The sequence below is a fragment of the Chitinophaga varians genome, assembly GCF_014529945.1.
GTDB classification, from domain to species: domain Bacteria; phylum Bacteroidota; class Bacteroidia; order Chitinophagales; family Chitinophagaceae; genus Chitinophaga; species Chitinophaga varians.
Window position 1 is genome coordinate 383,000 of record NZ_JACVFB010000003.1, and the last position, 18,454, is coordinate 401,453.

The window sequence follows — 18,454 nt, forward strand, 5'->3', positions numbered from 1 at the left end:
TCTTATCCGCCAATCAGCCGGGCAATAGCAAAGGCGCAGCCCGCGGCGATAGTACCAATAACGGCTACACGAACGCCGCCGAGCAGGGGATTCAACCCGGTGAGGCGGCTTTTGAAATAGCCGAAAACAAAGAGGCAGATAATAGTGATCACCGCTGATATCTTCAACCCTTCCAGCCCATCGCTCACAAAGAAATAAGGCATCAGCGGAATGAGTCCGCCTATGATATAGGAGACACCAATATTAAGCGCACTTTTAGTGGCCCTGCGTGCGTCCGGCTTCTCCAGGCCCAGTTCATACTTCATCATAAAATCGGCCCAGCGGTCTTTGTCGGTGATCAGCTCCGCAGCAGCTTTCTGCTGTAATTCACGGCTAAGGCCCAGTTCCGCAAAGAATGTCTCTACCTCTTCCCGCTCCTTTTCCGGAACAGCCTCAATTTCTTCATATTCCCTTTTCAGTTCACTGTTGTAATGGTCCTGTTCTGTTTTACCGGCCAGGTAGCCTCCCAGCCCCATGGCAATGGAACCTGCTGCTATTTCCGCCAGGCCGGCTATCACGATGAGATTTACGTCCTTCACGGTGCCGCTCAGGCCTGCTGCCAGCGCAAAAGGGACCGTCAGGCCATCAGACATGCCGATCACGATGTCGCGTAACAGCTCAGAGCCGGTGAAATGTTTTTCCTGATGTGTCATAAAATGAAGCTGTTTGAAAACAAGGAGATATAGGACAAAAATAAAATGTCTCTGTCAATAATCCCGCTACCATCTGATTTTTTATCGGGCCTCAATTTCCAAATATGTTTATCTTTGGCCCCGATAGATCATTTATGAAAAAGGCCACTGCAATATTTCTCTTATTGGTGTACCTGTTTGGCAGTACCGATGCCAGCCAGTTGCTCAAGTTCCCGTTGCTGGTGGAGCATTTTCAGAAACACAAGCAGGAGAATGTTCATATGACCCTGCTCACGTTCCTGAAATTGCATTATGTGGATGAACAGCCTTTTGACGATGATTATCTGCAGGACATGCAGCTGCCGTTCAAAACACCGGACATTATCTGTATGACACTTCCTACCGTAGGCCCACCGGCGCCGGTCACCCTGTTTACTCCTGTGATAGAACTGCCCCGGGAAGATTACCTGATCATCAATGACGGGCCTCCTCCCTTCCGGCTTCCGGACGTCATTTTACAGCCTCCCAAATCCTTATCAGCGTCCTTGTCCTGATATAACTGAATGATACAGGCTACTGTACCTGGCAGCGTTTTACGCCGCCGTATGGTCTTTTTTCCTGATGCCTGAACTTTTTCCGTCCTCCCCGGGTTTAAAAACCAGGCGTACAACACTGTTGTGCTGCTTTGCGGGTGTAGCGGGAAAACGTATCATTCTGCATTCATCATTTTCTTAAAGTGTACGTTTTGTTAAACAGTATTATCCATTTTTCCATTAAAAACAAGCTGGTCATCGGCCTGTTTATATTGGCACTCATTGGATGGGGAAGCTATTCTGTTACGCAGCTGCCCATCGATGCGGTGCCCGATATCACCAACAACCAGGTATTGGTCATTTCCTCCGCGCCCAGTCTGGGTGCGCCCGATGTGGAACGGCTCATCACCGTGCCCATCGAACAGGCGACCCGCAACATCCCCGGTATCATCGAACAACGCAGCTTTTCCCGGTTTGGACTAAGCCTTGTCACCATCGTCTTCAACGACCAGACAGATGTTTACTGGGCCAGGCAACAGGTGAGCGAGCGACTGATACAGGTGCGACAGCAAATACCACCAGGCATCACGGAACCGGAACTGGGGCCTGTTACCACCGGCCTGGGTGAAGTATTCCAATACGTCGTAAAACCCAAACCCGGCTACGAAGGCAAATACGACCTCACTACCCTGCGCGATATACAGGACTGGACCGTGCGGCGCCAGCTCCTCAGTACAGAAGGCGTGGCCGATGTCAGCTCTTTCGGCGGTACGGTCAAACAATACGAAGTAGCCGTCAACCCCGACAAACTGAAAAGTTACCAGATCACCATCTCCGACGTTTTCCGCGCCTTACAGACAAACAACCAGAATACCGGTGGCGCCTATATTGAAAAAGGCCCTAACGTGCTGTTTATCCGCAGTGAAGGCCTCGTTCAGGGCCAGGAAGACATTGGTAACATCGCCGTAAAAAGGATCAACAACGGTATTCCCGTTCTCATCCGCGATGTGGCCACCGTGAAAATAGGTACTGCCATCCGTTACGGCGCCATGGTATTCAACGGCGAAAGCGAGGTGTCCGGCGCGGTGGTGATGATGCTGAAAGGGGAAAACAGTAATAAAGTCATCAGCAATATCAAAGAGAAGATCGCCGCCATCGAAAAAACACTGCCGGAAGGCGTTGCCATCGAGGCTTTCCTCGACCGGACCAAAATGGTGGACAACGCCATTTCCACCGTTGAGCGCAACCTGCTGGAAGGCGCCGCCATCGTGATCCTGGTGCTGGTGATCTTCATGGGTAATATCCGGGCAGGCCTGATCGTGGCTTCCGTGATACCGCTGGCCATGTTGTTTGCCCTGATTATGATGAACCTGTTCGGCGTAAGCGGCAACCTGATGAGCCTCGGTGCGCTGGACTTCGGCCTGTTGGTAGACGGCGCGGTGATCATCATCGAAGCGGTGATGCACAAGCTCACGCGGGGCGCCACCCTCAGCGGCGTCAAACAGCTCACCCAGGAGCAGATGGACGAGGAAGTGGAATCCTCTGCCAAAACCATGATGAACAGCGCCGCCTTCGGCCAGGTGATCATCCTCATCGTATACCTGCCGATCCTTTCATTGCAGGGCATCGAAGGCAAGATGTTCCGCCCCATGGCAGAAACCGTATCCTTCGCCATCCTCGGCGCATGCCTGCTGTCACTCACCTATGTTCCGATGATGGGCGCGCTCTTCCTCAACAAAAAACTCAGCCATAAGGAAAGTTTCGCGGATAAAATGATGACGCGCATCAAACGCATATACGATCCACTGTTACAGAAAACACTGGGTATCCCTAAAATGATCGTGGGGGTGGCCGTCGTGCTCTTCCTCATAGCGGCGTTTATCCTTTCCCGTATGGGCGGAGAATTTATTCCGCAGCTGGAAGAAGGTGATTTTGCGGTAGACACCCGGCTGCTGACCGGCTCCTCGCTCACCACCACCATCAAAGGCACCAGCCAGGCAGCACAGGTACTACGCAAGCAGTTTCCTGAAGTAGAGAAAGTAGTGGTGAAAATAGGTTCCGGCGAAATACCCACCGACCCGATGCCGATGGACGCCGCCGACCTCATGGTGATCCTCAAACCCAAACATCAGTGGACCAGCGCCTCCTCTTTCCCCGAACTGGCCGGCAAAATGAGTAAAGCGCTGGAAGAAGTTCCGGGTATCACCACCGGCTTCCAGTTCCCGGTACAAATGCGTTTCAACGAGCTGATGACCGGCGCCCGCCAGGACGTAGTGTGTAAAATATTCGGAGACGATCTCGACTCATTGGCTGCCTATGCCGATAAGATCGGCGCCGTGATTGGCACTGTAAAAGGAGCGAAAGACCTGTACGTGGAAACAGTGACCGGTATCCCGCAGCTGGTAGTCAACTACAACCGCGAAGCCATCGCCCGCTACGGCGCTTCTGTCAGTGATGTCAACAACACCATACAGGCCGCCTATGCAGGCGCTTCTGCCGGACTGGTATTTGAAAACGACAGACGGTACGATCTCGTGGTACGCATGAACGATGAGCAGAAACAGGACCTCGATGAAATCAATAATCTTCAGGTAGGATTACCTAACGGAGAACAGGTACCGCTGCATGTACTCGCCGATATCAGCATCCAGGACGGTCCTTACCAGATACAACGGGAAGATGCCCGTCGCAGAATTACCGTCGGTTTCAACGTACGCGGCCGCGATGTGCAAAGCATCGTAAAAGAATTGCAGGCCAAAGTAGGTAAACAGATCAAACTCCCTACCGGTTATTATATTACCTATGGCGGTCAATATGAGAACCTGCAGCATGCCACCAAAAGACTGAGTATAGCCTTGCCCGTTGCCCTGCTGTTAATATTCCTCATGCTGTTTTTCGCTTTCCGCAAATTAAAATACTGCCTGCTGATATTTTCCGCTATCCCGCTGTCGGCCATCGGCGGCGTATTCACGCTGTGGCTGCGCGGCATGCCGTTCAGCATTTCTGCCGGCATCGGTTTTATCGCCTTGTTTGGCGTCGCGGTATTAAACGGTATCGTATTAATCGGAGAAATGAACCAACTAAAAATCAGTGGTATGACCAACATCCGGCAGATCATCATACAGGCCACCCATGACCGGTTAAGGCCCGTACTGATGACCGCCACCGTGGCCTCTCTGGGCTTCCTGCCCATGGCCCTCAGCAACGGCGCCGGCGCAGAAGTGCAACGCCCGCTGGCCACCGTCGTGATCGGTGGACTGATCACCGCTACCATGCTCACCCTGGTAGTGCTCCCTGCCCTCTTTTTATTGTTTGAAGAAGGATGGAAAAAACCGAAACCGGCTGCTTTGATGATACTCCTACTGGTGGCAGCGCCTTCTTTGCTGAAAGCACAGGATGCCCGGCCACTGACTTTACAACAGGCCCTTCAGACGGCACAGCAACAAAACCTGCAACTGAAGCTCAACCAGCAGCAGGCGGCATATTATGAAGCGATTGCCCGCAGCAGCACCGATCTTCCTAAAACCTCGCTGGCAGCGGAATTAGGAAGCGTCAATAGTGCCATGTTCGATAATAAATTCACCATCTCACAGGGCTTCTCCTTCCCCGCTGTCTACAAACGGCAACGGCAGGTATATGAACGGGAATGGCAACAGGCAAAACTTCAGACAGCACTGCAACACGCAGAAATAGCACGGCTGGTGAAGCTGGCTTATCTCCAGCTGCAATACCTGAAAGCCAAGAAAACGCTGCTGCAGAAAACAGACAGCATCCTGTCCAGTTACTCAAGAGTGGCTAAAATCCGCTATGACAACGGCGAGAGCAACCTCCTTGAAAAAGCCACCCTCGACAATCAGTCCCAGCAAGCCCGCATACAACTGGATATGATACAGACCGATCAGAAAACGGCGGTCACCCAGCTGGGCATGCTGCTGCATGAAACCACCGCCAACATTGATCCGGTGGATAGCCTCAGCAGCGCAGTGGTACTGTTTGACAGCACCACCCTGCAACAACACCCTTTCCTGCGCGCCTATCAGCAACAACAGGAAGTCACCAACAGCAAAACACAACTGGAAAAGGCAAAGCTGCTGCCCGACTGGACACTGGGCTACACCAATCAGTCCTTTATCGGCTGGCAGTCTGATAAAAACCAGGTAGAACGTTATTACGGAGGCGGGCACCGGTTCTCTGCCGCACAGATAGGCATCGGCATTCCCATCTTCGCGTCCGCGCAGAGAGCGCGTATCAAAGCAGCGCAACAAATGCAGGCCAGCGCTGCGACTGCGACCGAACTGGCCACCGTACAGCTGCGCACGCAGCTGGAACAAAACTGGAACGACTATCAGAAATATCAGCAGGCGATCCGCTACTATCAGGAGTCAGCCCTGAAACAATCTGATATCATCATCCAGACGGCCAACATCAGCTATAAAAACGGCGAAATAGGGTATATCGAATGGAGCACCCTCATCAGCAACGCCATCGCCCTGCAAAGCCAGTATATCGATGTTTTGAAGGAACTGAACACCCGGAAAACAGAACTGGAGTATTTATTACAATTCAATCAGCAATAGCATGCGGAAGATATTCATATACATCGCCATCACCGGCTTCCTATACGCCTGTAACAATAAACCGGCAGCAGAAAAAACACCCGCCGAAAACAAACCGGCGCCAGACAATAACACGGTTACCCTCGACAGTGTCCAGAAAAAAAATGCAGGCATCGTGCTCGACACCGTACGGATGGTAAACATGCACGCCACCCTCCGCGCCACCGGCACGGTAGACGTGCCTCCGCAAAACCTTATCTCCATCAGTTTTCCCATGGGCGGTTACCTCAAAAGCACCCGCCTGCTGCCTGGCAGCCAGGTATCCAAAGGAGAAACCATCGGTACGATGGAAGACCAGAGTTATGTGCAGCTACAACAGGAATACCTGACCGCCAAAGCCAATATGGAATACCTGTCGGCCGATATGGACAGACAACGTACCCTCAGCGAAGCGGACGCCATCAGCAAAAAACGATATCAACAGGTACTCAATGAATACAAAACAGCGCAGGTAACGTTGAAGTCTGTAGGCGAAAAACTGCGGATCATCAACATCAATCCGGATAAACTCACCGTGGGCAGCATCTCCCGTACCGCCCCGCTCTTCTCTCCTATCAATGGTTACGTGACAAAAGTGAATGTCAATATTGGCCGGTATGTGATGCCTTCTGATGTGATGTTTGAGCTGGTCAACCCGGAAGATATCCACGCGGCCATCACGGTGTTTGAAAAAGATATACCCGCCTTCCATAAAGAACTGAAAGGCAAAGTGACACTGGTAGACAGACCCGACAAAGTATATGATATCGAAACCATCCTTGTCACTAAGAACATCAACGACAACCGGAGCGGCCTGATACACTGCCACTTTGAAAATCCCGGACACGACCTGCTGCCCGGTATGTTCCTCAATGCCACTTTTGACATGGATAACCAGCAGGCGCTCGCTGTGCCGGAAGATGCAGTGGTACGTTATATGGGCAAAGAGTATGTGTTCATCACCAAAGATGGCAACAGCTTCACGCTGACACCCGTTAACACCGGCCTGAAAGAAAGTAAAATGGTACAGCTGCTGCCCGGTGGAAAAGACCTCACCAATGAAAAGATCGTGACAACAGGCGCGTATTCGTTGTTAGGTAAACTGAAAAATACCGGCGAAGGAGCAGAGGAGTAAATTTATTCGATCATTTAGTCATTTGATCATTTACTTAATACATAAGTGATCAAATGACTAAATGACAACATCTTATTGCAGCAGCGCATTCAGCGAATAATCCTTACCTGCCTCTGTATTGAGCACCACTATCTGATCGCGGTAACGCACCTGGCAACCGCCGTTTTTGGTGGCATGCAATGTAGCAGCCGCCAGGCGGCCATCTTTCCACGACATATTCACCACAAAACCACCGCGGGCACAAAGCCCGTTGGCCGTGCCGTTTTTCCATTCTGCGGGCAGCGCCGGCAGCAGTGTCACCATATTTTCATGGCTTTGCAGCAGCATTTCAGCGATACCGGCGGTAGCGCCGAAGTTACCATCTATCTGGAACGGCGGATGCAGGTTGAACAGGTTGTCCGCTGATTTATGTGCCAGGATGATATTAAGCGCTTTTAAGGCATCCGGGCCATTTTTCAGGCGCGCCCACATATTGGTTACCCAGGCGGCGCTCCAGCCTGTCTGTGCCCCGCCGTGTTGCAGGCGGTATTCGAGCGATTTACGCGCGGCGTTGACATATTGCGGCGTCTGGGCTTCATTGAAAGCAGATCCCGGATACAAGGCATATAAATGCGACATATGGCGGTGGCCCGGTTCTTTCTCCGGGTAAGGTTTGGCCCATTCCATCACGCGACCGTCTTCTCCGATCTGCGGCTGCAACAGGTTGTCTTTCGCCTGGCGCAGCTTGTCCAGGAAGGGGTCTGACTGCTGCAACACCGTGGCGGCCTGCAATACGTTGGTGAACAGTTCCTGTATCACCTCCTGGTCATGCGATGGTCCCATGCTGATCGTACCATTGCTGCCATCAGGCGCCTCAAAAGCGTTTTCCGGCGAAGAAGCCGGACCAGACACCAGTTTACCGGTCTCCGGATCTTTCACCAGCCAGCCCAGATAAAAACGGGCTGCTTCGCGCAGGGTAGGATATACTTTACGCAGATAAGCGGTGTCGCGGGTAAACGCAAAGTGCTCCCAGAGATGTTCGCAGATCCAGCCGCTGGCGCCGGTGGTAAGGCCCCAGGAAGGTTCTTCACCGGGTGAGGTAAAACCCCATACGTTCACAATAGGATTGATGCACCAGCCCGTACCGCCAAATTGGACGGCCGCCGACCGCGTAGCCGGCTTTTCAATACCCTGGATGAAATTGGTGAGCGACAAATGCAGCTCGCCCAGATTGGCCACTTCTGCGGGCCAGTAATTCATTTGTACGTTGATGTTAGTATGATAGTCGCCGTTCCACGGAGAAAGTATCTTGTTGGCCCAGATACCCTGCAAATTGGCCGGCAGCGTGTTTTTCCGGGCAGAAGAGATGAGCAGGTAACGGCCATATTGAAAATACAGTTCGGTCAGATGGTTGTCGTTGCCTGTTTCTTTGATCCGTTGCAGCCGTACATCCGTAGGCACGTCGTCTGCGGTATCATCGGCCAGTTGTAACACGACGCGGTTAAATAAGCGCTGGTAGTCTTTTACGTGGGCTTGTTTCAGTTGAGCGTAAGGCAGTGCCGTAGCGGCTTGCAGGGCTTTGGCGGTCAGTCCGCTGAAATCACGTCCTTTATAAACAGGGTAGTTAGGCAGATAATCAGTGGAAGCTGACAGGTACAATATGACTTCGTCAGCATGCTTTACGGTCAGCTGGTTACCGGTATACGCTACCTCTCCGCCTTTGCTGCGGGCCTGTAAACGGGCCATGTATTTCATGCCATCGCCGCCTTTGCCGTTGTTCAGGGCGCCGGTCATCACCAGTTCTTTGCCCGTTGTTTTCGTGGTAAACCGTTCGGGGCGGTCCATGGTGGCGGAAAAGCTGACAGCGCCTTTTTTGTCGGCCGATAATCTTACGGCCAGCACATTAGCCGGCGCGCTGACAAAGTATTCGCGGGTATAATGCACGCCATCCTGTTCGTAGCTTACACGAACGGTGGCATCGTCCAGCTGCAAACTACGCTGATAACCGGTATAAGGCGTGCTTTTACCGAAATCCAGCCGGAGGTCGCCCAGGGTCTGATAGGTACCAAACGGCACGTTGGAGCCGTTGCCATGGCCGGAGCCGGCGCCTTTGCAGATCTGTGTTTTATTCGTGAGGGCCGTCGCTTCTTTAAACTTGCCTTCGAACAGCAGCTTTCTGATTTGGGGCAGATATTTGGCTGCCTCGGGATTGTCGTTGTCATCGTTGCTGCCGTTCCACAATGTCTTTTCGTTTAGTTGTATCCGTTCCTGGTTAACATCGCCGAATACCATGGCGCCGATGTTGCCGTTGCCCAGTGGCAGGGCCTGTAGCCATGCCGGATCATCTTTCCAGGGAGAAGTGCCGTCTTTCGCGGTAGCGCTGGCAGGGGACGTATACCACAGCTTCATGGAGCGTTGCTGTGCAAATCCTGTGGCGGTGGTTGCAGCCGCCAGCAGGCAGGTGATCAGGTATTTCATATGCGCTGCAGTTTACATGCTATGGACGAAAGATAATAATATTATCGGCTATCCGTATACCTGTCACGCGTTCTTAACGTCACTAATCGTATTTTAATGCCGGAGTAACGGTATTTTAACTTTCTTGCGCCAATTCTATGATTTAAATTAATGATCAGAAAAGATGGGTTATGGCAAACGAGAACAATAAATCACCCCATATCCTCAACACATCCAGTAACCTGTTGGGGTTTTGTCTGATAGTGCTCACCTCTATCAAGGTGGCACATTTTAATCAGATCACGATTATCGATGATAGTACGGGGATCGCGGCTATTTTGCTGACAGGCAGCTGTATTTTATCTTTTCTGTCGATGCGGTCGAAACAGCGAAGGAGGAGTGAAAAACTGGAGGAAGCTGCAGATTACATCTTCCTCCTGTCTTTGGTATGCATCAGTGTAACGATTATTATCGTTTCATTTAATCTGCTGGCTTAACAGCTTATTTTTTGTCTTTAATACGGTAAGAGTAACCCAGTACTACCACGCCTGCACCGGTGTTGTTCTCACCGTTTTTGGCGTCTTTCTGGATTTTCACGAAACCATAGTTACCACCACCTTCGATGAAGACAGCGCTTCTGCTGTTAACGTGGTAGGCCAAACCTACGTGACCGGAGATACCGAAGTTGGCCTTTTTCAGCTCATCTTTGATATTCTCGGTATGGTTGAAGTCCGCTGACGGGATGATAGGTTGTGTGTGCGCGTCATCCAGGAAAATCGGGCTTGTACCGCTGGTTTCATTTTTACCGTCCAGCAGGAAGCTCACAAACGGACCGGCAGCTACATACAGGTCCCATTTAGGGCTGAAACCGAAATGGTATTTAGCCAGTACCGGTATCATCAGGTAATTGAATTTGGCCTTGTTGTCATAGGTAGCGTACAAATACTGAGGCACAGGCTGCCCCTGTTGTTGGAAGAACCCTGCCATTTCCGGCGTCGGCGTAAATCCCTGGTTACCGTCTTTTTTACCGCCCTGTGCAGAATATCTGATTTCAGGCTGGATAGAAAAACGTTTGGTGAGATGGAATTCTGCGTGTATGCCGGCGTCCAGCCCCAGTCTGGAGCTCCAGCCGCTATTAATAGGATTGGAAGAACTGCCGGAAGTCAGATTAGGGATACTTAAACCAGCCTTTGCACCAAGATCGATTTGTGCTTTTGCAACGAACGGAGACAGCGCAGTCACTGCAACTACGGCAACGACTAAACGTAATTTTTTCATAAGGTTTTGTTTGTAAAAGAATAGTTTTCCCGGTAGCATTCCATACCGGTTGATCATATAAAGCTACGACTATACGATTAAATACAAACAATATTTTTGTTAATCACCCAGACAAGCCAGCATGGCATCTACTACGCTCCGGGTGCCTTCAGGGTCTCTTACCGCCACACAGCGTACGCCGGCCTGCAACGCCGGATAGTCGTTGCCCCCTTCAAACAGGGCATCTCCCACAAACAACATCTCCTCAATGGTTACGTGTAGGGTATCCCGTAACTTTCGGATACCATATGCTTTGTCTATACCTTCTTTCGTAATATCAACAGACGTCATGCCACCAAGATTGACAGCAAAGCCGGGAATCAATTTATCAAGTATCTGCTGGATCTTCTTTCGTCTGGTAAAATCGGGGTCCCAGCTTTTTTTGGCGTCTACCGGCGCTTCCTGTCCCAGCGCCGACCACGTGATCTGGCTGCCACGATCTTCGATCTGCTCCCCCCAGGTTTTTTCTACAGCATACCCCGCTTCACTGACGGCCGACTGCAGGGACCGGATAATTTTTGCTTTCTCTTCCTCCGTGAAATTTTCTGCATACAACAACTGCCACGATTGCTGATAATGATAAAACTGTGTGCCACAGGTAGGCAATATGTACAGCGCTGTCAAACGCGCTGCCGGTGGTAACAACCGCAATACCTGCTTTTCAAACTGTTCCCATTTGCCACCGGAAATAATGGCTACCTGTGTAATCTGCGTCAGACGCGACAGCAGACCGGCCATCCCTTCGTCGATGGCCGACTTGCTCACCGCCAGGGTCCCGTCCAGATCAAACACGATCAACTTTTTCATGCTGCAACAGTTTACGCGATTTTTCCAACACGTTGTCTACTGTAAACCCATAGTGTTTGAACAACTCTTTTGCCGGCGCACTGGACCCGAAATGAGTGAGACCGATCATGACTCCTTTTTCACCAATCCATTGTTCCCATCCTTCCGGTGAACCGGCTTCAATGGCCACACGGGCTTTCACGGCGGGCGGCAATACCTGTTGCCGGTAGTTCTCCGTTTGTTCGCGGAACAATTCCCAGCTCGGCATGCTCACCACTCTGGCATCAATATCTTCCTCCCACAGCTTTTGCTGGGCTTCCAGCGCCAGCTGCACTTCTGAACCGGTGGCTATCAGTATCAGGGCAGGCTTATCTCCTTTTTCCTTCGACAGGATGTAGGCGCCCTGTTGCAAACCACGGGCAGATCCTGTCTTGCTGCTGTCCGCAATGGGCAGCTTCTGCCGCGTCAATACCAGCATGGTCGGTCCTTTCGCGCGGGCTATCGCTGTATGCCAGGCCCATGCCGCTTCGTTGGCATCTGCCGGCCGTATCACACACAGATGCGGCATGGCACGCAGCGAAGCCAGGTGTTCCACCGGCTGATGTGTGGTGCCATCTTCTCCCAACCCGATACTGTCATGTGTCATGACGTAAATAACGGGCAGCTCCATGATGCAGGCCAGGCGGATGGCGGGCCGCGCATAATCCGTGAAAATAAAGAAGGTAGCGGCATATGCCCGTACCCCACCGTGCAGCTGTAGGCCGGAGCTGGCGGCACACATCACATGTTCACGGATGCCCCATGCAATATTGCGGTTTTCATAATGTTCCTTACTAAAGTACCCGGATGATTTGATCAGCGTAAGCGTGGACGGTTCCAGGTCACCGCTGCCTCCCAGCAGCCATGGCAGCTTGTCTGCCACCGCATGGAGAAATGCGGAAGATATTTCCCGCGTGGCTTTGGGGCCGTCTTCGGGTTTGTACACCGGTACATCTTTATCCCAACCATCGGGCAGTTCCTGAGCAACATACTGCTGCAACAGCGCATATTCTGCCGGATACTTGTTTTGATATGCTTCCTTCAGCTTATCCCACGATTGTTCGGTATCCTTCCCTTGCTCAATCACCTTCTTCATGTACACCCTTACGTCTTCCGGTACCAGAAAGTCCTCATCCGGCGGCCAGCCATAAAATTCTTTGGTGAGCTTTATTTCATCAGCGCCCAGCGGAGAACCATGCGCTTCGGGGGTATCCTGCTTATGTGGGGCGCCATATCCGATATGGGTGCGCAACAGGATCATAGAAGGCTTGTCTGTCACGGCTTTGGCCGCGGCAAAGGCGTCCGATATGGCTTTCAGGTCGTTCCCCTGGTCGCCCAGGTCCTGCACATGCCAGTGATATGCTTCAAACCGTTTGGCCACATCATCGGAATACGTCAGCGATGTATTACCTTCTATCGTGATATGATTATTATCATACAAACATATGAGTTTACCTAAACCCAGATGCCCCGCCACAGAAGCGGCTTCATGAGAAGCGCCTTCCATCAGGTCGCCATCACTACAGAAAACGTAGGTATGATGGTCAATAATTTTTATATCATCTTTATTAAAAATAGCGGCCAGATGCGCTTCGGCCATGGCCATCCCCACGGCGGTCATAATACCCTGTCCCAACGGCCCTGTAGTGGTTTCTATGCCCGGTGTAAGGCGGTATTCCGGATGCCCCGGCGTATTACTGCCCCACTGCCGGAACGCCTTGATATCATCCAGCGAAATATCATAACCGGTGAGATGTAATACCGCATATTGTAGCATCGAAGCGTGGCCATTGGACAACACAAACCGGTCGCGGTTAAACCAGTCCGGCTTTCGGGGATTATACCGCAAATGCTCCGTCCACAGTACAAATGCCGCCGGCGCCAGTGCCATCGGCGTGCCCGGATGCCCTGAATTCGCTTTCTGTACCGCATCCATTGCGAGGCAACGAATGGTGTCAATACACTTTTCTTCGATGGTCATTGCTTTCATGATATGCTTTTTAGTGGAGATAGTAGGTAAGCAAAGCCACAAATAAGGTACCAACTGACGTAAATCATCCGCCGGCTGACTGGTATCATTTACCACCCCTGGAGGTCGCGGTACTTTTGTGTTGTCAAAACAATGATCCTAACCACTAAAAATATTCAGCGATGAAACAGACATTCAGAAAAGAACACGACTTCCTCGGAGAAAGAAAAATAGACGACGCCGTATATTATGGTATCCAAACCCTCAGGGCCATAGAGAACTTCCACATCACCGGCGTGCCCGTTTCCCGCGAACCGGTATTCATCAAAGCACTGGGCTATGTTAAAAAAGCCGCCGCCATGGCCAATATGGAACTGGGCGTATTGCCCCGCGAACCAGGCGACGCCATTATGAAAGCGAGCGACCGGCTCATCGCCGGTGAACTGACAGACCAGTTCCCCACCGATATGATACAAGGTGGCGCCGGGACCTCTGTAAACATGAACGCTAATGAAGTCATCGCCAACGCGGGACTGGAATATATGGGTCATCCCAAAGGCGCTTATGAATACCTGCATCCCAACAATCATGTCAACTGCTCCCAGAGCACGAATGACGCCTATCCCACCGCCATGCGTATTGCGCTGTACCTGAAAGTCAATGATCTGTTGACTTCCATCGACCTGCTGCAAAAGTCTTTCGGTAAAAAAGGGAAGGAATTTGCCAACGTGCTGAAAATGGGCCGTACACAATTGCAGGACGCGGTGCCGATGAGCCTCGGCGCTGAATTCAACGCCTTCGCCACCACCCTGCGGGAAGACATACAACGACTGCGCGAAATACAGGCGCTGCTGACAGAAGTCAACATGGGCGCTACCGCCATCGGTACCACCATCAATGCGCCGGCCGGCTATCCGGAGCTGGTGACCCAATACCTCGGCGAAGTCACCGGACTGCCTATTGTACTGGCCACCGACCTCGTGGAAGCGACTTCCGATACCGGCGCATTGGTACTTTTGTCCGGCATGCTGAAACGCACGGCGGTGAAAGTGTCCAAGATATGTAACGACCTCCGGCTGCTCTCTTCCGGACCACGGGTAGGGCTAAACGAAATCAACCTGCCGCAACTGCAACCAGGTTCTTCTATTATGCCGGGCAAGGTGAATCCGGTTATTCCGGAAGTGGTGAACCAGACCGCCTACTATGTGATCGGCAGTGACCTCACCATTACCATGGCCGCCGAAGCAGGCCAGCTGCAGCTCAACGTGATGGAGCCGGTGATCGCTTTCAGCCTGTTCAATATGATCACTTACCTGCAACACGCTTTTGATACGCTCCGCCTCAAATGTGTGGACGGTATCACCGCCAATGCAGACGTGTCCAAAGCGATGGTGATGAACAGCATCGGCATCGTGACAGCACTGAACCCGTTGCTGGGTTATGAAACCTGTGCTGCCATTGCCAAAGAAGCATTAAAAACCGGTAAAACCATTCATCAGATAGTCGTAGCAGAAAAAGGATATATCACAGAAGAACAGTGGAATGATATCTATTCTTTCGAGAACATGATCCATCCACACGGCATTTACACAAAAGCATAAAAAAGAAAACCCGGGAACGTCACTGTTCCCGGGTTTTCTTTTTTTATAGACAGATCTTATTTGATCTCTTTCAGCATTTCTTTCACAGCAGTTTCCAGCTGATCATCTTTACCGGCCAGGAAATCCTCATAGCGCAGCGGCACACGGATGTCCGGTTCCACCTGTAAGTTTTCCGTAGGGCGACCTTCTTTACCGATAGTAGCAATCATTGGAATACCAAATACGATTGAAGGATCTATCTGTGTTTCCCACCATACGGCAGTACCGGTACCCGGAACAGGCATACCAATCAGTTTACCCAGCTTACCTTGTTTGTATACATAAGGGAAGATAAAGGCATCGCTGTAGTTGCCTTCGCTCATCAGCACACAGCTGGGGCCCTGCCATTGGCCTTGTGGTTCGCCGCCTTTCAGCAGGTCGCCCTGTGGCGCAAAGTCCAGGTATTTTTTACCGCTGAGGAAATTGTACAGGTCATCGTGCAGCCATCCACCGCCATTGAAGCGGGTATCTACGATGAGTGCCTGTTTGCCTCTGTTTTTACCCATTACTTCATCGTATACGGAACGGAAGCTGGCGTCGTTCATGCCTTGTACGTGTACATAGCCTACTTTGCCACCACTGAGTTTATCTACCATCTTACGCATGTTGTTCACCCAACGTTTGTACATCAGGGTACCTTCTTCGCCGCGGCTGATAGGTTTCACGGTTTCTTCGTAGTGTTTACCGTCTGCATCGGTGAAGCTGATCAGGACATTATGACCCGCTTTGCGGTTCAGCTGTTCTGCCCAGTCTCTTTTAGCCGTCACGGCTTCTCCGTCAATTTTGTCGATCACCGCGCCGGCTTTCATTTTGCTGCCAGCCTTATCAAACGGACCACCATCAATGATTTCATCTACTTTCAGACCATCTTTGGTGAAACGTTCGTCGAACAGCAGACCGAGGGAAGCAGTCGCATCGCCATCAGGGCGTACAGCAGTATAGCGGCCACCGGTGTGGGAACCGTTCAGTTCACCCAGCATTTCGCTCAGCAGCTCCTGGAAGTCGTAGTTATTGCTGATGTGAGGGAGGAAACGCGCATAAGCATCGCGGTACATTTTCCAGTCCATGTTACGGATGGTAGGATCGTAGAATTTCTCTTTCACCTGTTTCCATGCGTGGTCCAGAATATAGGCACGCTCTGCGGCCTGGTCCAGCAACATTTCAGAGCTGATGCTGATAGGCGTGATCTTACCGGAAGCAACGTCCACTTTCACTACACTGCCTCTGTTGCTCACAAAGAGGGAGTTGCCATCTTTGCTGAGTTCAATACCACCGGGCGTACCTCCCAGTTTAGCAAGAATTTTGGTATCGCCGGTGCGGGGTTCTGTTACCCACAGATCGTATCCTTTTTCAAAAGCAGCGGTGTAATACAGCTTGCTGTTGTCTTTACTCATCACGTAGTCGCTGATGGAAGCGCTGTTGATGGTAAGGCGCTGCTGGCGGTTGTCCAGGTTATTGAAATCCGGGCGGAAATCTTTTTTCGCTGCGGTGGTGTCTTTCTTTGCAGCGGTGTCTTTACCACCTTTTTTAGCGTTGTCTTCCTGTTCTTTCAGGAGATTAAACTCATCTTTGGACAGTTTGTATTTGTCGAAAGTTTCCTGATCGAAGAATACAGCGTATACGTCTGTTTCACGGCTTCCCTGACGGGCCAGTGATTTGCGGCCTTCGCGGCTGCTCTCCCAGGTCATCAGTTTACCGTCAGCGCTCCATTTGATATTATTCTCACCGAAACCGCTGTTGACCGGCCTGATAGATTCTCCTTTACCATCAACCGGGATGATAGTGGCATTGCTGGTGAAAGCATAGCCTCCCTGGTCTTCCACTACGATCCATTTGCTGTCGGGGCTCCAGGAGAAAGTCCAGTCACCATCGGAATAGGAGTGGTTATGGCCTTTGGGCAGCAGCACGCGGCTTTTGCCGGAAGCGATATTGAATACTTTCAGGATGTTACGGTCTTCCACATACGCAATTTCTTTTCCGTCAGGGGAGAACGATGGCTGGAATTCTTCCGCTGCAGTAGCGATGAGCGGCTCTTCTTTCAGCACGGTGGCCGCGAAGAAATAAGGCTCTTCTTTCCGTTCGATCGTGCTTTGATAGATATCCCAGTTGCCGTTGCGTTCAGCGGCATATACAAGCCGTTTGCCATCGGGAGACCATTTCACCATTCTTTCCTGTTGTGGTGTGTTGGTCACTCTTTTGGTCATATTGCCTTCCACGCTGGTCACAAACACTTCACCACGGGCCACGAAAGCCATCTGTTTACCATCGGGGCTCATGGCAAATTCAGTCACGTTGCCGTTTACAGGCAGTGGCTTCTGAATACCGTTACGGCCATCATTAAAGATGCGCACATTTATTTTTTGCGGTTGAGCGCCTTCTTTCAGCGTATATATCTCGCCGTTATAGGTGAAGCAGAAAGTGTTGTTGGTGGAGCGGGACAGGTGACGTACCGGATGTTTATCAAAACGGGTCAGCTGTTCCATTTTATTTTTGTCTGCCAGCGAAGATTTGAAGAGGTTCTGGGAGATACCACCTTTTTCACTCAGGTAGTAGATGCTGTTATCACTGCCAAACAACGGCTCACGGTCTTCCCCTTCGAAGGTAGACACCTGCTGATAGTTGTTTTTGTTGATGTCATACACCCAGATATCGCGGGTCACGGAAGATACGTGGTGTTTACGCCAGGCATCCTCATACCCTTTGCGGTCCTGGAAGATGATCTGATCGCCTTTGCTGTTGTAGCGGGCAAATTCAGCACCTGCTGCGCTCACCAGCATCGGGCGGCCGCCTGTTACCGGAACGGTGTACAGGTTGTCGAACAAGCGATAGCTAAACCGGATGCTGGCAGCGGGAGCATTACGTCCTGCGCCGAAAAGCACCTGTTTGTTGTCTGGCGTGAAATCGTAGGGATAATCCGCACTGCTGTTGCTGGTAAGCCTTACGGGCGTACCGCCTTCTGCAGGCATGACAAAAACGTCGAAATTACCGTAACGGTCACTCGCGAAAGCGATGTATTTACCGTCATGGCTCCAGACAGGCATCATGTCCTGTGCTTCATGAATGGTAAGGGGAACGGCAACGCCGCCGTTGGCGTCTACACGGTAGATATCTCCCTTGTACCCAAAGGCGATGGTCTTCCCATCCGGGGAGATGGCAGGGTAACGCAGCCAAAGCGCGTTCTCCTGGGCATAGGTGACAGTGGCCATCAGCCAGGCTGCACAGGTGAATAGCAATTTCTTCATAAGCTTTAAAAGCGATTTGTTGTTTGGTCAGTAAAGCAAAATAAAAAAAAGCAGGGGGAGTTCTCTCTAATTAATGATAAATGGCACATTC

The 18,454-nt window shown here is 51.3% G+C and carries 11 protein-coding genes; 5 read left to right on the plus strand and 6 right to left on the minus strand.

Annotated features, from left to right (window positions below):
• Window positions 1–2: 2 nt before the first annotated feature.
• Window positions 3–692, minus strand: a complete 690-nt coding sequence (locus tag ICL55_RS15895; RefSeq protein ID WP_188098962.1) for a VIT1/CCC1 transporter family protein — start codon at window positions 690–692, stop codon at window positions 3–5.
• A gap of 134 nt (window positions 693–826) precedes the next feature.
• Here ICL55_RS15895 and ICL55_RS15900 point away from each other — a divergent pair, with 134 nt between their 5' ends.
• From ICL55_RS15900 to ICL55_RS15910, 3 genes are all read left to right on the plus strand, one after another.
• A complete protein-coding gene (locus tag ICL55_RS15900) occupies window positions 827–1,225 on the plus strand; it encodes a hypothetical protein (RefSeq protein ID WP_188098965.1) in 399 nt (132 codons plus the stop codon).
• 191 nt (window positions 1,226–1,416) lie between these two features.
• Window positions 1,417–5,781, plus strand: coding sequence for a CusA/CzcA family heavy metal efflux RND transporter (locus ICL55_RS15905; RefSeq protein ID WP_188098967.1), 4,365 nt, complete (start codon window positions 1,417–1,419; stop codon window positions 5,779–5,781).
• A 1-nt stretch (window position 5,782) separates the two neighbouring features.
• Window positions 5,783–6,934, plus strand: coding sequence for an efflux RND transporter periplasmic adaptor subunit (locus ICL55_RS15910; protein WP_188098970.1), 1,152 nt, complete (start codon window positions 5,783–5,785; stop codon window positions 6,932–6,934).
• Between the two features lie 72 nt (window positions 6,935–7,006).
• Here the strand turns inward: ICL55_RS15910 and ICL55_RS15915 are convergent, their stop codons facing one another.
• Window positions 7,007–9,391 carry a glycoside hydrolase family 95 protein gene (locus ICL55_RS15915; protein WP_188098972.1) on the minus strand — a complete coding sequence of 795 codons (2,385 nt, stop codon included), beginning with the start codon at window positions 9,389–9,391 and terminating at the stop codon, window positions 7,007–7,009.
• Between the two features lie 170 nt (window positions 9,392–9,561).
• Here ICL55_RS15915 and ICL55_RS15920 point away from each other — a divergent pair, with 170 nt between their 5' ends.
• Window positions 9,562–9,867, plus strand: a complete 306-nt coding sequence (locus ICL55_RS15920; RefSeq protein WP_188098975.1) for a hypothetical protein — start codon at window positions 9,562–9,564, stop codon at window positions 9,865–9,867.
• A gap of 4 nt (window positions 9,868–9,871) precedes the next feature.
• On the opposite strand, the gene ICL55_RS15925 is transcribed toward ICL55_RS15920, so the two are convergent.
• The 3 genes from ICL55_RS15925 to tkt form a co-directional block, all read right to left on the minus strand.
• The gene (locus ICL55_RS15925) at window positions 9,872–10,648 is read right to left on the minus strand and encodes a porin family protein (protein ID WP_188098978.1); all 777 of its coding nucleotides are present in this window, start codon (window positions 10,646–10,648) and stop codon (window positions 9,872–9,874) included.
• Window positions 10,649–10,747: 99 nt separating this feature from the next.
• Window positions 10,748–11,494 (minus strand): HAD-IIB family hydrolase, encoded by a 747-nt coding sequence (locus ICL55_RS15930; protein WP_188098981.1) that lies wholly within the window; start codon window positions 11,492–11,494, stop codon window positions 10,748–10,750.
• The gene (gene tkt, locus ICL55_RS15935; RefSeq protein ID WP_188098984.1) at window positions 11,472–13,502 is read right to left on the minus strand and encodes a transketolase; all 2,031 of its coding nucleotides are present in this window, start codon (window positions 13,500–13,502) and stop codon (window positions 11,472–11,474) included. The genes ICL55_RS15930 and tkt overlap by 23 nt, the downstream gene beginning before the upstream one ends.
• A gap of 161 nt (window positions 13,503–13,663) precedes the next feature.
• On the opposite strand from tkt, the gene aspA reads away from it, so the two are divergent.
• Entirely contained in the window at window positions 13,664–15,082 is a 1,419-nt protein-coding gene (gene aspA, locus ICL55_RS15940) for an aspartate ammonia-lyase (protein WP_188098987.1), read from the plus strand.
• A gap of 56 nt (window positions 15,083–15,138) precedes the next feature.
• Here the strand turns inward: aspA and ICL55_RS15945 are convergent, their stop codons facing one another.
• Window positions 15,139–18,363, minus strand: a complete 3,225-nt coding sequence (locus ICL55_RS15945) for a S41 family peptidase (RefSeq protein WP_188098989.1) — start codon at window positions 18,361–18,363, stop codon at window positions 15,139–15,141.
• Window positions 18,364–18,454 lie beyond the last annotated feature (91 nt).

Coding starts and splice junctions, on each gene's coding strand:
- ICL55_RS15945 (WP_188098989.1), bottom strand. CDS start 18,363: ATGAAGAAATTGCTATTCACCTGTGCAGCCTGGCTGATGGCCACTGTC.
- tkt (WP_188098984.1), bottom strand. CDS start 13,502: ATGAAAGCAATGACCATCGAAGAAAAGTGTATTGACACCATTCGTTGC.
- ICL55_RS15900 (WP_188098965.1), top strand. CDS start 827: ATGAAAAAGGCCACTGCAATATTTCTCTTATTGGTGTACCTGTTTGGC.
- ICL55_RS15915 (WP_188098972.1), bottom strand. CDS start 9,391: ATGAAATACCTGATCACCTGCCTGCTGGCGGCTGCAACCACCGCCACA.
- ICL55_RS15925 (WP_188098978.1), bottom strand. CDS start 10,648: ATGAAAAAATTACGTTTAGTCGTTGCCGTAGTTGCAGTGACTGCGCTG.
- ICL55_RS15930 (WP_188098981.1), bottom strand. CDS start 11,494: ATGAAAAAGTTGATCGTGTTTGATCTGGACGGGACCCTGGCGGTGAGC.
- ICL55_RS15910 (WP_188098970.1), top strand. CDS start 5,783: ATGCGGAAGATATTCATATACATCGCCATCACCGGCTTCCTATACGCC.
- ICL55_RS15895 (WP_188098962.1), bottom strand. CDS start 692: ATGACACATCAGGAAAAACATTTCACCGGCTCTGAGCTGTTACGCGAC.
- aspA (WP_188098987.1), top strand. CDS start 13,664: ATGAAACAGACATTCAGAAAAGAACACGACTTCCTCGGAGAAAGAAAA.
- ICL55_RS15920 (WP_188098975.1), top strand. CDS start 9,562: ATGGCAAACGAGAACAATAAATCACCCCATATCCTCAACACATCCAGT.